Source organism: Desulfosporosinus paludis, assembly GCF_045689965.1.
Classification (GTDB): domain Bacteria; phylum Bacillota; class Desulfitobacteriia; order Desulfitobacteriales; family Desulfitobacteriaceae; genus Desulfosporosinus; species Desulfosporosinus paludis.
Window position 1 is genome coordinate 3,256,033 of sequence record NZ_CP144211.1, and the last position, 14,742, is coordinate 3,270,774.

Sequence of the window (14,742 nt, forward strand, 5' to 3'; positions counted from 1 at the left end):
CATTCTTCTGAATTTTGATTTGGGCTATTCAAAGTTCTCGGACATTGGTTAATATATCCAAAATAATATCTAAGCATAGTGCTTAAGTGTTAAGATATTGTGATGACTCTGTGTTAGTTATCTAAAGATCCTGTTAAGATTAGCTTAACAGGGGAATTTTTCTTGACTTGCCCCTATAGATAATACTAGTATTAACCGTAGTAGTTACTGAAGGAGATAGGGTGAATTTGATGTTGTCCAATATCGAACTTATGTTGATAAAATTTGTTAAGACTAAACCCTCCTATGCTTATGAAATAGATAAAATGATTGAGGATCGCGAAATAAGAACCTGGGTAAAGATCGGAGGTACAACCGTCTACCAGGTTCTAGACAGGTTATGCAATAAAGGACTTCTCGAGTTCAAAATTGAGAAGGAAGGGAACATGCCCCAAAGAAAGCGCTACTATGTGACGGAAAATGGAAACAAAGCTTTTGATAAATCGACTGTTAAGATATTGAAAAATAGCGAACGTTATTATTTTGATTTGACGGTTGGTTTATCCTGCCGTCACTTAATGAATCCGGAAATATTTAAACAAGCCATCCAAGAACGTTTAGAGGACCTGAACGATTTCGTTAGCCATTTTAATGAGAAATTCGAGAAGACTAAAGAGTTATATCCCACAAAACGGCTAATGGTTAAAGAATATTTATTGTCTCATTATCATCTAGAACAAAGCTTTTTAGAGAAAATCTTAAAGGAGATGGAAGAAAAAGAATAGGATATATTTAAAAAGGAGGAACAATAATTGTTAAAGTTTTGGTGACAAGCAGAAATTGGATGAAGCAACCATTGCGCTTAATTCAGCAAATGCCAGCCTTTCTTTGCTGAAGGATCAACTAGGACCTCAGTCTGTCCAGTCAGCTAAAGCCCAAGTTCAGCAAGCGGAGTCGTCAGTGAATTATGCATCGGTTCAGGTACAGAATACAATCTTAACATCCCCTATTTCCGGAATGGTGTCTGCTCGTAATGTTGATGTGGGTGAGATTACTTCCAATGCAACTCCAGCGTTTACGGTAATAGATACAACGACGGTGGTCGCAAAGATTAATGTTCCAGATAAGATGATAGTTCAACTGAAAAAAGGTCAAACAGTACCTGTAAAGGTCAGTGCCCTTAGTGATAAACAATTTAATGGAACTATTAATTTAATAAGCCCTGCGACAGACAGCAAAACAAATTCTTATGAGATTGATGTCAATATCGATAATGCCGATAACGAACTAAAGTCGGGAATGTTCGCCAAAGTAATACTTCCTTCAGAACAAAAAAACAATGTTTTAACTATACCTAATGAGGCAATATCGATGGAAAATAGAGTTGCCTATGTCGATACCGTTGATAAAATCACGGAAATCGTCAGTGGCCTAAAAGCGGGAGATAATGTTATTACTGAGGGGCAAATTTTCTTAAGTGATGGACAAAAGGTCAATATTCAAAAATCACAGAAGTAAAACTATGATTAAACTGAAATAGAGGAAGAGGTGTAATGATGAAGTTTATGAGAGCAATTCAAGTCAGTACCCCCGGGGGAGATTTTGAACTGGTGCAGAGGGAAATCCCTGAACCAAGTGAAGGGCAGGTGAGGATTCAGGTTTTAGTTTGCGGTGTCTGTCATGGAGACGCCATAGTCAAAGAGGGAGGCTCCTTCGCAAATATCGAATATCCCCGAATTCCTGGTCACGAAGTAATTGGAGTTATTGATAAATTGGGGCCAAAAGTTAGCGGCTACGAGATCGGACAACGCGTAGGTGTCGGCTGGCCGGCAGGGATAACCTATGACGGCGGCTTTGCTGAATATATGGTCACCCAAGTTGAAGAGCTAGTACTCATACCCAGTGAACTTAATGAATTAGAGGGAGCTCCTTTGCTTTGTGCCGGAGTGACAACCTTTGATGCTTTACGCAATTCCGGTGCTCGCCCTGGAGATATAGTTGCTGTTCAAGGGGTTGGGGGGCTCGGACATTTGGCTATTCAGTACGCTAAAAGGATGGGCTTTAAAACTATTGCGCTTTCTCGAGGCATCGATAAAAAGGAATTGGCTTTGAAATTGGGAGCCCAGGTATATATCGATACCCAGAGCACAGAAGCAGCCCAAGAACTTCAAAAACATGGCGGAGCAAAGGTTATCCTCGCGACTGCACCTGACAATAAAGCGATTTCCCAGCTTATTAACGGACTGGGTTTTGATGGTAAATTAGTGATCGTCGCGGGGGTGGAGGGACCTATCCAAGTCTTTGGCGGGCAATTGCTGCACGGAAGACGCAGTATCCAAGGTTGGGTAGCCAGCGGTCCCGATGCCAGGAAAGATACGATCGATTTTAGCCTGCTTACTGAAGTTCATTCAATGATCGAGACGTTCCCCCTTGAACAAGCCAGTGTTGCTTACGAAAAAATGATGAATACCAAGGTACGCTTTCGAGCGGTTTTGACAATGGAACCAGCGAATAGATAAAAGCGTCGGCTCCGGCGATACTCTTCCTCTGGCGCTTAAGGCTGCGTCAACAACTACTCCGTGCTTTCAGGATCGCATTTCACTGGGCATGGTAGTTTCCCGGAGAGTAACGCTGCTGAAGCCTTGTGCAACATAGCTGAAAGAGTTCAATGTTTTGATTACTTAAAAAGGCAGGAAAAGATAGAAATAATGGGTATTTATAAACATTATTTTAAAAAATACAAATGGATGTTTATTACGGCAGTCAGCTGTGTGTTTTTTGAAGCTATCTGTGATCTTTTGCAGCCGACAATTATGGCGCACATTATTGACCAAGGCGTAAAAAACAGGCAAGTGGAAACTGTGCTGAAATTGGGTCTTTTGATGCTGGTGATAACAGCTGTAGGGGCCTGTTTTGCGGCCACCCGGAGTGTTTTGGCAAGCAAGGTATCCCAAAGTTTCGGAGCAGATTTACGGTATGATGTCTTTACTAAAATCATTAATTTTTCCGAAATCAGCGCCGATAAAATCGAAAGCGGTTCTCTGATAACCCGAATGACCAATGACATTTCTCAGATCACCGTATTTATCAACGGTATGATGAGAATTTTTTTTAAAGCACCGATTACCTGTTTAGGCAGCATCATTCTGGCGGTCATTCTAAGCCTCCAATTGAGCTTCATTCTATTTCTTGTAGTTGCTGTAGTGGCGGCTTTCATCGTGATCAGCATGAAATTAAGTTATACACGCTTTGCCAAGGTACAGTATGCTATCGACAAAGTTAATACAGTTGTTCAGGAATACCTGATGGGAATTAGGTTGGTAAAGGCCTTCGGACGATACAACGATGAGGAAGCAAAGTTTGATCGCACCAATTCGGATCTTGCGAATAAAACAGTGTCTTCTCAAATTGTGATTGCTTATTTTTCACCGCTTATGTCGCTGACGATTAATCTTGGGATTGCGCTGATCCTTTATGTTGGAAGCATCCTCTTCGGTCGTGGAGATATCGAAGTCGGTAAAGTTGCAGCCTTCATTAATTATATGGCCCAGATTTTAGCTTCCCTGATTATGATTACGAACGTGTTTAATACGTTTGTCAGGACGAAAGCCTCAACCGAACGAGTTAATGAGGTCTTGAACAGTGAAGAGGATTTTAAAGACTCTGAACAAACCCTCAAGCAAGGTTCTTGGGAGCTGGCCTTTAACGATGTGACTTTCGCCTATCCGAATGGAAGCGGAATACCGATCATAAAAAATCTTAGCTTCAAGATTAATCAAGGAGAATCACTGGCGATTATCGGTCCCACAGGTTCTGGGAAATCGACCCTTGTCTGGCTTTGCCTCCATTTTTATGAGGTCGAAAAAGGTGCGATTTATCTAAATGGTACGGATATAAAAACAATTGACTGCAATACCCTGAGAGATCAAATCGCTTTGGCTCCCCAAAAGAGCATGCTGTTTACAGGGAGCGTATTAGAAAATATAGCCTGGGGCAATCCAAAGGCCTCTAAAGAAGAAATTATCAAGGCGGCCCGGCTGGCTCAAGCCGATGAGTTTATTCAGTCTATGTCGGATCAATATGAAAGCAATTTAGGTCAGAGCGGGGTAAATCTTTCCGGCGGTCAAAAACAGCGCATCTCCATCGCCAGGGCTTTGGTTAAGCGGTCACCTATTCTAATATTAGACGACTGCACCAGTGCCCTTGACGCAGTGACAGAAGCAAAGGTCAGGCGCGGCTTAAAAACTATGGATGCTGAAAAAACAGTCATTATGATAACTCAAAGGATAGGTACTGCAATGTTCGCCGATAAGATTCTCGTGCTCGATAACGGCGTGAATGTCGGATTCGGCAGCCATCAAGAACTGCTTGACTCATGCCAAACTTACAGAGGAATCTTCGACTCGCAAATTGGCGGTGACATGAAGGGGATTGCGTATGGCTGAGACGATTAATAAGAATTATGAGAACATGCCGAATTTGGGAAGAATGGGCGGCGGCGGACCTCGGCGTTTTGCTCCGACAGCTAAGCCCAAAAATACCAAAGCCACATTGCTTAGACTGATACAAATTTTTATGCTATGGAGAAAATCCTTCCTGCTTGCAGTGATCTTGACGATTATATCCTCTACGGTTTCCCTCTTCACACCTTTTCTATTGGGTAAAGCGATTAATGCCTTCAATACAAAAACAAATTTAGTGGATACGTCTCTCTTGACAGCCATTATTGCAGCCCTTGTCTCTTGCTACGTGGTGAGTTGGTGTATTGATACGTTCAATGGCGTGTTGATGGCTAAGGTTACCCAGAGACTGGTGAAGCATATAAGAACGGAATTTTTTGCCAAACTTCAGAGGATTCCCCTGAACTTTTATGACAAACGATCCCATGGGGATACCATGAGCAGGATAACAAATGACGTTGATAATATCAGCACGACCATTTCCCAGACGACAACGCAGTTAATCGCCAGCATTTTTACCATAACCGGTTCTTTTGTGATGATGCTGCTTCTAAGCCCGGTTTTAACAATTGTTGCCCTGATATCGATTCCCTTGTTTCTGGTCTTGACAAGAACCATTGCCAGTCGAAGCCGAAGGTATTTTCTGGGGCAGCAACAAAAGTTGGGAGCTTTAAATGGAGTGATCGAAGAGAATATTGTTGGGCTTAAAATGGTAAAAGCCTTTAACCGCCAACAAACTGTCTTAGCTGATTTTGAATGCCTAAATCAGGAACTCTGCGGTTATTCTACCAAGGCCCAGATCTGGTCCGGTTTTATGATGCCGTTTATGAATGTCATCAATAACTTAAGTTTTACTTGTATAGCGTGTGCCGGAGGGATATTGTCGGTGAAGGGAGTGATAACCGTCGGGGTTGTGGTGAGCTTTCTCACCTATTCCAAGCAGTTTGGGCAGCCGCTGAATAATATCGCCGGAATGTTCAACAACATTCAATCCGCCTTGGCCGGTGCGGAAAGGGTTTTTGAAATCATGGATGAGTTAGAGGAAGCGCCTGATAAAGAGGGATTTAAAGAGCTCACCAGCCCTAAAGGAGAAGTAGAGTTTTGCAATGTGTCATTTTTTTACGATCCCGGCAGACCGGTTCTAAAAGACATAACCTTTAAAGTCAGCCCTGGAGAAGTCGTTGCCTTAGTCGGCGAAACAGGAGCAGGAAAAACGACCATTGTCAACCTTCTGACTCGATTTTATGATTTAAATCAGGGCAAAATCCTGATCGACAAGACGGATATTACGGAAATTTCCAGAGAAAGTCTAAGGAACTGCTTTTCCGTCGTTTTACAGGATACCTGTCTATTTACCGGGACCATCTATGACAATATCCGGTATTCTAGGCCGAGTGCCTCTGATAGGGAAGTTAGAGAGGCCGCCAAACTGGCTCATGCCGATGAGTTTATATCCCGCTTGCCGAAAGGCTATGAGACGGTTGTAACAGGCAGCACAGATAATCTCAGTCAAGGGCAGCGTCAATTGCTGGCAATCGCCCGAGCGATTCTGTGTGATGCTCCAATATTAGTTCTGGATGAAGCCACAAGCAGCGTTGACACAAAAACGGAAAAAGAAATTCAGCATGCTCTGCTGACCCTTATGAGTAACCGTACCAGCTTTCTAATCGCCCACCGGCTTTCCACAATTCGCGATGCCGATAAAATTATGGTTATAGGCAGCGGGGAGATCTTGGAGAGCGGAACTCACGATGAACTCATGAAAAACAAAGGCGCCTATTATGAAATGGTTATAAGTCAAATGGGATATGACAATGATGTTGAGCATATTTCTTGATAGTTGCTCCTGGGTTTTAGTTTGGATCAGCTGTCTGATTGAGTAAGAAGTGAATAAGTAAATTCAGAAAGGACCCCAGCTTTTGCTTTTGCTGGGGTCCTTAAATCTATAGTCTTTATGTCTCCTCCAATGATTGCTTCTTTAGCTTTTTCATGGACTAACCGTTCTTACCGCTGCATAATCATCTCTCCAGGAAATTTCTATCATTTATCAGCTTGAGGCTTAGCTATTTCCGTATTGATCTACTGAAGATAAGGCTCTTGTTGCAGAAAGTGCGATACCAACTAACATTAAGACAATAATTAATTTCATGGCATATATCTCTCCCCTTAAAATATTAGCTAAGTCTTAGTTTCTGCACCAATATGGGATTTCCTTCCATGTTCTATTCTTATTTGTTTTTCGACGTTTCCCGACGTTCTCTACATTTCACTGTACTTTCGGACCTGGAAGCATTAGGGATTTGATGATCGGATCGCTTATAAAGTCTTATGGACAGAACGGTTGAAAATTAGAGGAAGTTAATATATAGTACATCACAACAGTAATGCACCAGTCGTCGTCTTAAACGTAGGAGGTTAAGATTGTGATTCTGAATTCCGACAGCATGAAACCTATTTATGTTCAAATATCCGAATGGTTGGAAACGGAAATTCTGCGTGCTAACCTCGAAGAAGGAGAACGAATTTATTCACAATATCAATTAGCAGAAATGTTTAATATTAACCCTGCGACAGCAGCAAAAGGGCTCAATATTTTGGCGGATGAGAACATTGTTTATAAAAAGCGTGGTTTAGGTATGTTTGTGTCACCTGATGCTAAGGAATTTATCCGAAATAAGCGCCGAAACCAGGTTTTGGGTCAAATGGTCAAAGAACTTGTACTCGAAGCTAAACACCTGGACGTTAAAGAGGCTGAATTGATCAACATGGTCCTACAGGTGCTGAACGAGAGTGAGGAGGGTAAGGAATGAAGGTCATTCAGGGAAATAATCTTACTAAGTCCTATGGTAAAATCAAGGCCCTAGATCATGATGTTAATCGCAGCAACGAGTTATTTGATCGGCATTTTTGTTCAGATCCACATGCTCTTTACAGTACTCTTCCCAGCCGTCTTGGTTGGGTTGGCGAGAGTTAATCCCCAGTTCATAAAGTCTGTGTTTGATTTTTTTGCGACTGAAATGTCCCTTGTAGTATTTCTTATAAAAGTCTTCATCTCCTCGATGATATTCTTTTTCCTTAGTTGTTTGCTTTCCGACAGAATGGAGGTAAGGAAATGAGCAGCATCGTTCTTATTTTATTCATTGCGGTCATTCTCATTGTTCTGATGATAGCAGGGAAAATAAGCACCAAACTCTTTACATTTATGACCTGGAGAAAAAATGCTGTCCTTGCAGGGGCTTATCTCGTGGTCATAGTGCTATTCGTTCCGCTTGTAAGTATGTTACCGAACAACGGCTTTCTTCAATCGGAGATAAACAACGGTGCAGCGAATCAGTCCCCAGGTCTTGAAACTAACTTGTACAGGATAAGGAATAAAGAAGTTTTCAATCAGCAACAAGGGATGTATAAGAACAGTAGTCAAACCTTCAAATTGGATCAAGCGACCTTGAAACTCGATATGGCCGTGAATTCGGGCTATACTCTGATCTTTGTCGAGCGAAAAGCCGAGAATGACGGTAAACTAGATGTTCTGACCTATGTTACCCCCTATTCAATTGGGAAAACGGATATTTCGAAACTACTCATACCACCGAGAGTATCCCTTCAAGGTGGGTTATTATCTATATACCCTGTCCAACAGGATTTAACGTTTAAGTTATTTAAGACGAGCTTTATTCAGAATCAATTTAGACCCTCAGATATGAATTATAGCTCTTGGACTTCCACAAAGTTCGGTATAAATGCTGTTTATCTAAAGGTTCCCAAGAGCGTAAGCCTTGATGCAGGGACAAATCAAGTGATAATGCTTGATAATTAACGGTTAATTGTAATTTCAATTCCAGGCCATCATGCCTTAGGAAGTGTGACTTTTCTCACACCAAAAGAATCTACATAGTCACAGTTTGCTCCCTAAATTTGATTTAAACTTACTATTGTCAAGTTGAGTTACGACAAAAATTTAAATAAGATTTAGGGGGAAACATGATGAGTATGTTTTGCTATCAATGTCAGGAAACCGCAAAAGGAACAGGCTGCACAATTAAGGGAGTATGTGGGAAGACAGAAAATGTCGCTAATTTGCAGGACCTTCTTATTTACACCTTAAAAGGGATCTCTGTTTTTGCGGTTCAAGCTCGTGATATGGGGATTGTCCGACCGGAAATCGATAAATTTATTATGGAAAGCCTCTTTACTACAATTACAAATGCAAACTTCGATAGAAGCCGGTTTGTAGCCAGAATTGAAGAAGGGCTAAAACTCCGCGATGAATTAAAACAAGAAATTATTAAAGCGGGCGGAACAATAGCTACGGACTTACATGATGCAGCAACTTGGACAGCTTCTGCCGCAGAATTTGATAATAAAGCAACACTCGTTGGAATTTTAACGACAGAAAATGAAGATGTTCGTTCTTTGAGACAATTGCTTACCTATGGTTTAAAAGGAATGGCTGCCTATGCCGAACACGCCCATACTCTGGCTTACAAGGAAGATGGAATTTTTGCTTTCCTTGAAAAAGCTCTAGCAGCTACCTTAGACGACACGCTGTCAGCAGATGCCCTTGTCGCTCTGGTTTTGGAAGCTGGAAAATATGGTGTTGAAGTTATGGCCCTTTTGGATAAGGCCAACACCACAACCTACGGTAACCCGGAGCTGACTAAGGTAAACATCGGAGTTAGAAATAATCCCGCGATTTTGATCAGCGGCCACGATTTAAAAGATCTCGAAGAACTGTTAATTCAAACTCAAGGGACAGGCGTTGATGTCTATACTCATGGTGAGATGCTCCCAGCCCACTATTATCCGGCCTTTAAGAAATACGACAATTTCGTCGGCAACTACGGAAATGCTTGGTACAAACAAGACAAGGAGTTTGAGTCCTTTAATGGTCCTATCTTCTTGACCACTAATTGCCTCGTGCCACCTAAAGATTCTTACAAGGATCGCCTTTACACCACGGGCGTGGTTGGTTTTGAAGGAGTTAAGCATATTTCAGATCGTGCTGATGGGAAAACAAAGGATTTCTCAGCCCTTATTGAACATGCTAAGAGATGCCCGGCACCGACTGAAATCGAAACCGGAGAAATTGTTGGAGGCTTCGCTCACAATCAAGTCCTGGCGCTTGCCGACAAGGTTGTTGATGCTGTCAAAACAGGGGCTATTAAACGCTTTTTCGTTATGGCGGGCTGCGATGGCCGCATGAAGAGCCGTGACTACTATGCGAACTTTGCAGAGGCATTGCCGAAAGACACGGTAATTCTTACGGCAGGGTGTGCAAAATATAAATACAATAAGCTTAACCTGGGTGATATCGGAGGCATTCCAAGAGTACTCGATGCCGGACAATGCAACGACTCCTACTCTCTGGCCGTGATTGCTCTGAAACTCAAGGAAGTCTTTGGATTAGACGATGTCAACCAGCTTCCCATTTCCTACAATATTGCCTGGTATGAGCAAAAAGCAGTTATCGTCTTACTCGCCTTACTCTACCTCGGTGTCAAAAACATCCACTTAGGACCTACACTTCCGGCTTTCTTATCCCCGAACGTCGCCAAAGTTCTCGTTGAAAACTTCGGCATTGCCGGTATCACCAATGTAGAAGACGACCTTAAAATTTTCATGGGCTAATGGGCTAATGGGCTAATGGGCTAATGGGCTAATTAATAACTATCCAATAAAGGGTTGTAACAAACTGGTTAAGATCCAGCTTGTTGCAACCCTTTTGTGCTGCTGCCAGAAAGGATAACTTTGTTGAGTACTTCAACAAATATTTTTGAGTCATTTCTGATACGCTCATAGCTTAGTGCTGTCAATTAGGTATTATCTGTTTGCTGAGCGTCTTCTGCTTTACGAGCGTAGCGTTCAGCGGTTTCATGCATTGTCTGGATTTCTGTTTCCGTAAGCTCTCTGGCGATTCGAGCAGGCGTTCCCATCAACATGACACGGGGTGGATAGGTTTTGTTGCCAGGAACGAGGGTTCCGGCAGCAATATAGGTTTCCTCATTGATGATGGCACCATCAAGAACGATTGAGCCCATACCCACAAGGGATCCTTTGCGTATTGTACAACCGTGGAGACTAGCTGAGTGACCGACAGTGACGTGGTCTTCAATAGTTGCAGGCTGATTTCCGCTGACATGAATCATTACTAAGTCCTGAATATTAGTGTATTCACCAATATGTATTTTTGCGAGGTCGCCGCGAATGACTGAGTTGTACCAGACACTGGAATGCTCTTCAATGGTCACGTCCCCGATCACTTTGCAGCCATCGGCAAGAAATACGCTGCCAGCTATTTGGGGTTTTTTGCTTCTTATTTCGGTCATAGTTCCGCCTCCCATTTACTTTTCAAAAAATGATGGATCTTCTTTTTGCATCAATTATACTGTGAGACAGATCGTTATGCTAGTTAGCAAGAATAAGTATCAATTTTCCTCCTTCGTTCTAATCTCGTTATAGCGAATTTAATGAAGGTTTTGGCACTTTTCCCAGAACTATGGGAGGAAAAAGCATTTCAGCGTCGAAAATACATACTTTGAATAATAGAATGTATTGGCATCACTTAATAATTGAGGAGTGTTTTCATGTCGGATATGGCTTTTTCAATCCAAGACTGGGAGCAGGCAATAAAGCAAATCAAATCTGTAATAACTGCTCGTATTAATGCTAATAATCAAGGAGACATCGAAGAAGTTCATATTCTGGCAGGTTCGGGAAGAGCGCCAAAGCAGGTTGTTAGAGATGTAGAGTCAGTTCTTGTAGCCCAATTTGGATTACAAATAGATCATAAAAAGATCAGTGTAGCCCAAATAGGTGACGATGACGAAAATGCTTTTGCGATCGTGGAATCGTCACGCCCCAAACTGGTCGGTGTCACCATCAGAACAGTAAACGGTATGGCCGAAGTGAAGGTTGAATTATTAACGGGAGATAAACTTATTGAAGGAACTGCGGAAGGGCCATCGTCGTCCTTCAACAAATTGCGTTTGTTCGTCGAGGCAACTCTTAAGGCACTGACTCCCTTAACCTTGGATAAATTTCTATTTGTGACTGAGGATGTTGGAATTACCCATCTCGCTAAGCAACAGATTGCTTTAGTTTCTATAACTTTGATTGCTTCTACAGGGGAGCAATCCTTAACCGGATGTGCCTTGGTCCGAAATGATGACCGGGAAGCGGTGGTTAAGGCAACCCTTGATGCTGTTAATCGCAAACTGCGTTTTTTAAGAAACGATTAAACTTGCTAACTTTGGCCGACCTTTCAAACAATTAGATTTGAAACCTCTGTTTTGTTCCCTTTAGCGAAGCGAAAAAACAGCGAAACGGAAGAAGAGCGAAGCGGTTAAACTGTCCCTTTGATAAAAATCGAGGAGGTTTACCGCAATGAGCAAATTATTCAAAGCTATTTCTGTTATCGTGACTCTCGTTCTTGCCGGTGGCGCAGCCTACAGAATCTAATGTTCGAATAGTCGGCCAAATATTTAAGAGGTGGCTAATGGAAAGTTTACCGAAGAAATTTAAGCTTCTATTTTTAATAGTGACATCTTGTGCAATGATAGTTTTGGGATGGAATATACTGCATACTGATTGGAATCTAACACAGTTATTCCATCTTTTAGTCTTCGGGATGCTAGCAGTTGCCAGCGAATCCTTACCAGTTGCTCTTCCGAAAGGAGGGTACGTGACTGTAAGTTACCCTATCTTTCTTTCTGCATTAATCTTGTTTCCATTGGGAGTGACGCTTACAGCGATGGCTTTGTCTGGCCTAATAATATTTGGCAAAGTGGCCTCAGAGCAACCTTTTTATAAGCGAGTGTTTAATGGGTCACAATATGTGTTGTCCTTAGCCATCGCTTATAGTGTTATGGATTTTTTTAAACCCACCTCTTTACAATTCGATTTAAAATCCCTTTTATTGTATTTAATGGCGGCTTCTATTTTTATGGTTATAAATATAACCATCGTTTCAATTGCCTTAGGAGTAATGTTCGAAAAATCTCCTTGGGCTATATGGGTCAGTAACATTCGTTGGTCCGTTCCTAACTTTATAGCACTAGTTCCTCTTGGATTTTTATTGGCGTTGATTTTTCAAAACTATGGTCCGCTAGGACTTTCTTTACTCTTTATCCCACTTTTGGTTTCTCGCCATGCCTTTCAACTCTATGTTGACATGCGAGAAAACTATCTGAACACCGTCGAGGCCTTAGTTCAGGCGCTTGAGGCAAAAGACACATACACAAGCGGACATTCTGCGAGAGTGGGGAAATTGGCGGTTATCATTGCCGAAGGACTTGAAATGAGCGAGGAAAAGATAGAGTCTCTAAAATACGCCGCGGTCCTGCATGATATAGGCAAGATCGGAGTTAGTGAGACAATTTTAAATAAAGAAGGAAAATTGCTCGATTCCGAGTGGAAATCTATTCGAAGTCATCCTTTTATGGGTCAGACAATTATTAAGAACATTAAATTTCTGTTTGATATCGGACAAATCGTGCGACATCATCACGAGCGTTATGATGGGAAGGGATATCCGGATAGTATTAGTGGGGAGAAAATTCCTTTGGAGTCTAGGATCATCGCCGTAGCAGATACCTATGACGCGATCACATCAGATCGGAGTTATCGCAAAGGTAAGAATCATGAGGAAGCGATTAACGAGCTTAAGAGAGTAGCTGGATCGCAATTGGATCCTGAATTGGTCGAAGTTTTTTGTAAAGTAGTCACGCCTGAATCCGCATCTCAGATGGCCAATGCCGGCCAAATAAAAATCGCTTCATCCTATTAGACGCAAAAAAAATAAGAGGTGAAGCATGCTGATAGAAACCTTGATTTTAGCCTTAGTTATAAGCCTTATCAGTGGAGGGAAACTGAGTCGGTTAGGTGAACTGGTTCTGAGAGAGTTTTGGCTTGTCCCGCTGGCTTTATTACTGCAAGGGGCAGTTTATTGGACAACCCTCAAAAATATCACAGTAGGACCCAATTGGCGCAATTCGGTGTTGGACACCGGATCCTATTTTTTGCTTTTGATATTCACTTTGCGAAATAGCCGTTTACCTGGAATGCGGTGGATTACGTCAGGCATTTTGCTGAATACAATGGTCATCGCCTTTAATGGGGGAGTAATGCCGGTTGATCCTTTTTTTCTTCCAGAGACCCTCCGTAAGGCACTTTCAGTTGGACAAGGTACTCATGGATTGGTGAGTGCTACGACTCATTTGGCTTTCTTGGCTGATCGATTCTATTTAGCAATTCCGGGACTTCAAAAACAGGTGTTTAGTGTTGGAGATTGTGTCATTGATATGGGATGTTTCATTTTAGTATTTAGGACGATGAAGAAACTATCGACTGCAGAGAAGCTGCAAGTTAAAGTTTAATAGTGAAATAAAACGGGGACTGAGCTTAAAAACTTAGTCCCCGCTTTTTTACGGCCTATTAGAGCTAGACATTAGATATCAAGATTCTGTTGCTGATCTTTTTAAAAGGTCTCTGACAACCTCACCAGCGATGAGGAGCCCTACAACTGATGGGACAAAGGAGATGCTTCCTGGCGTTTGGCGTTTTGTCGTTAATTCATCGGAAGATTGAATTGGCTGAGCGAGCGAAGAGAGAGGAGTCAGAGGAGATTCTGGGCTGGAAACGACCTTGACGCCATTGGTGATTCCTTCTTGGCGCAGAAGTTTGCGCATGGTTTTAGCAAGAGGGTCTCCGCTGGTTTTAGAAATGTCGCTGACTCTAAAACCTTCTGCAGTTAGACGGTTGCCTGCTCCCATACTTGAGATCAAGGGGATTTTTCGAGCCAAACATTCCTTAGCTAAAATCACCTTGCTGGAGACCGTGTCAATAGCATCCACGACGTAATCGAGCTCCCTGTCAAGGAACTGATTGACATTCTCCGCTGAAAGAAATTCCCTAAGGGTTTCAACTTGGGCCTTAGGATTAATCTCTGTGATACGTTGTTTCATAACCTCCACTTTGGCTTCCCCAATTGAAGAGTGAAGTGCGTGGATTTGACGGTTAAGATTTGAGATGCTGACCTCGTCAAAGTCTACCAAGATTAAATGGCCGATGGCAGCGCGGGCTAATGCTTCGACGGTATAGGAACCGACTCCTCCTATCCCGAAGATGATCACAGTGCTGCGGCGGAGTTTTTCCAGGCCGTCAGTTCCTACTAAAAGTTCCGTTCTCGAAAATTCATGTTCCATTATGTCCCCCGTTTATAGAGTAATTATTGATGTTTAACTTCAGCCGAACGAGTTCACTCCTAGTATTGTAGCATAACCACCGTCAATTAAGCGAATCATGC

The 14,742-nt window shown here is 42.3% G+C and carries 14 protein-coding genes; 12 read left to right on the top strand and 2 right to left on the bottom strand.

Features of this window, described 5'->3' with window-relative positions; genetic code table 11:
• Positions 1–251: 251 nt before the first annotated feature.
• The 9 genes from VZF35_RS16310 to hcp all read left to right on the top strand — a co-directional run bounded on the left by VZF35_RS16310 (position 252) and on the right by hcp (position 10,067).
• Positions 252–764, top strand: coding sequence for a PadR family transcriptional regulator (locus VZF35_RS16310; protein WP_407306509.1), 513 nt, complete (start codon positions 252–254; stop codon positions 762–764).
• A 55-nt stretch (positions 765–819) separates the two neighbouring features.
• The gene (locus VZF35_RS16315) at positions 820–1,497 is read left to right on the top strand and encodes an efflux RND transporter periplasmic adaptor subunit (RefSeq protein ID WP_407306511.1); all 678 of its coding nucleotides are present in this window, start codon (positions 820–822) and stop codon (positions 1,495–1,497) included.
• Positions 1,498–1,532: 35 nt separating this feature from the next.
• On the top strand, positions 1,533–2,498 hold the full coding sequence (locus VZF35_RS16320) for a zinc-binding dehydrogenase (RefSeq protein ID WP_407306513.1): 966 nt from the start codon (positions 1,533–1,535) through the stop codon (positions 2,496–2,498).
• Positions 2,499–2,687: 189 nt separating this feature from the next.
• Positions 2,688–4,424, top strand: a complete 1,737-nt coding sequence (locus VZF35_RS16325; RefSeq protein ID WP_407306515.1) for an ABC transporter ATP-binding protein — start codon at positions 2,688–2,690, stop codon at positions 4,422–4,424.
• A complete protein-coding gene (locus tag VZF35_RS16330) occupies positions 4,417–6,276 on the top strand; it encodes an ABC transporter ATP-binding protein (RefSeq protein ID WP_407306517.1) in 1,860 nt (619 codons plus the stop codon). Before VZF35_RS16325 ends, VZF35_RS16330 begins: the two co-directional genes overlap by 8 nt.
• A gap of 586 nt (positions 6,277–6,862) precedes the next feature.
• Positions 6,863–7,249, top strand: a complete 387-nt coding sequence (locus VZF35_RS16335; protein WP_407306519.1) for a GntR family transcriptional regulator — start codon at positions 6,863–6,865, stop codon at positions 7,247–7,249.
• Positions 7,246–7,413: a hypothetical protein gene (locus VZF35_RS16340; protein WP_407306521.1), complete on the top strand. Its 168-nt coding sequence runs from the start codon at positions 7,246–7,248 to the stop codon at positions 7,411–7,413. Before VZF35_RS16335 ends, VZF35_RS16340 begins: the two co-directional genes overlap by 4 nt.
• A 138-nt stretch (positions 7,414–7,551) precedes the next feature.
• Positions 7,552–8,256, top strand: coding sequence for a hypothetical protein (locus VZF35_RS16345; protein WP_407306523.1), 705 nt, complete (start codon positions 7,552–7,554; stop codon positions 8,254–8,256).
• A gap of 167 nt (positions 8,257–8,423) precedes the next feature.
• A complete protein-coding gene (gene hcp, locus VZF35_RS16350; protein WP_407314652.1) occupies positions 8,424–10,067 on the top strand; it encodes a hydroxylamine reductase in 1,644 nt (547 codons plus the stop codon).
• A gap of 185 nt (positions 10,068–10,252) precedes the next feature.
• On the opposite strand, the gene VZF35_RS16355 is transcribed toward hcp, so the two are convergent.
• On the bottom strand, positions 10,253–10,765 hold the full coding sequence (locus VZF35_RS16355; RefSeq protein WP_407306525.1) for a gamma carbonic anhydrase family protein: 513 nt from the start codon (positions 10,763–10,765) through the stop codon (positions 10,253–10,255).
• Between the two features lie 258 nt (positions 10,766–11,023).
• Here VZF35_RS16355 and VZF35_RS16360 point away from each other — a divergent pair, with 258 nt between their 5' ends.
• The 3 genes from VZF35_RS16360 to VZF35_RS16370 all read left to right on the top strand — a co-directional run bounded on the left by VZF35_RS16360 (position 11,024) and on the right by VZF35_RS16370 (position 13,813).
• Positions 11,024–11,677 (top strand): hypothetical protein, encoded by a 654-nt coding sequence (locus VZF35_RS16360; RefSeq protein ID WP_407306527.1) that lies wholly within the window; start codon positions 11,024–11,026, stop codon positions 11,675–11,677.
• A gap of 257 nt (positions 11,678–11,934) precedes the next feature.
• Positions 11,935–13,224, top strand: coding sequence for an HD-GYP domain-containing protein (locus VZF35_RS16365; RefSeq protein ID WP_407306529.1), 1,290 nt, complete (start codon positions 11,935–11,937; stop codon positions 13,222–13,224).
• Between the two features lie 25 nt (positions 13,225–13,249).
• On the top strand, positions 13,250–13,813 hold the full coding sequence (locus VZF35_RS16370) for a DUF5317 domain-containing protein (protein ID WP_407306531.1): 564 nt from the start codon (positions 13,250–13,252) through the stop codon (positions 13,811–13,813).
• A 78-nt stretch (positions 13,814–13,891) separates the two neighbouring features.
• Here VZF35_RS16370 and VZF35_RS16375 read toward each other — a convergent pair whose 3' ends face one another.
• Positions 13,892–14,641, bottom strand: coding sequence for a ThiF family adenylyltransferase (locus VZF35_RS16375; protein WP_407306533.1), 750 nt, complete (start codon positions 14,639–14,641; stop codon positions 13,892–13,894).
• Positions 14,642–14,742 lie beyond the last annotated feature (101 nt).

What these genes read in the sequence shown, in the direction of transcription:
- VZF35_RS16345 (WP_407306523.1), top strand. Translation starts at nt 7,552, where the DNA reads ATGAGCAGCATCGTTCTTATTTTATTCATTGCGGTCATTCTCATTGTT.
- hcp (WP_407314652.1), top strand. Translation starts at nt 8,424, where the DNA reads ATGAGTATGTTTTGCTATCAATGTCAGGAAACCGCAAAAGGAACAGGC.
- VZF35_RS16360 (WP_407306527.1), top strand. Translation starts at nt 11,024, where the DNA reads ATGTCGGATATGGCTTTTTCAATCCAAGACTGGGAGCAGGCAATAAAG.
- VZF35_RS16370 (WP_407306531.1), top strand. Translation starts at nt 13,250, where the DNA reads ATGCTGATAGAAACCTTGATTTTAGCCTTAGTTATAAGCCTTATCAGT.
- VZF35_RS16325 (WP_407306515.1), top strand. Translation starts at nt 2,688, where the DNA reads ATGGGTATTTATAAACATTATTTTAAAAAATACAAATGGATGTTTATT.
- VZF35_RS16320 (WP_407306513.1), top strand. Translation starts at nt 1,533, where the DNA reads ATGATGAAGTTTATGAGAGCAATTCAAGTCAGTACCCCCGGGGGAGAT.
- VZF35_RS16355 (WP_407306525.1), bottom strand. Translation starts at nt 10,765, where the DNA reads ATGACCGAAATAAGAAGCAAAAAACCCCAAATAGCTGGCAGCGTATTT.
- VZF35_RS16340 (WP_407306521.1), top strand. Translation starts at nt 7,246, where the DNA reads ATGAAGGTCATTCAGGGAAATAATCTTACTAAGTCCTATGGTAAAATC.
- VZF35_RS16310 (WP_407306509.1), top strand. Translation starts at nt 252, where the DNA reads ATGTTGATAAAATTTGTTAAGACTAAACCCTCCTATGCTTATGAAATA.
- VZF35_RS16330 (WP_407306517.1), top strand. Translation starts at nt 4,417, where the DNA reads ATGGCTGAGACGATTAATAAGAATTATGAGAACATGCCGAATTTGGGA.
- VZF35_RS16375 (WP_407306533.1), bottom strand. Translation starts at nt 14,641, where the DNA reads ATGGAACATGAATTTTCGAGAACGGAACTTTTAGTAGGAACTGACGGC.
- VZF35_RS16365 (WP_407306529.1), top strand. Translation starts at nt 11,935, where the DNA reads ATGGAAAGTTTACCGAAGAAATTTAAGCTTCTATTTTTAATAGTGACA.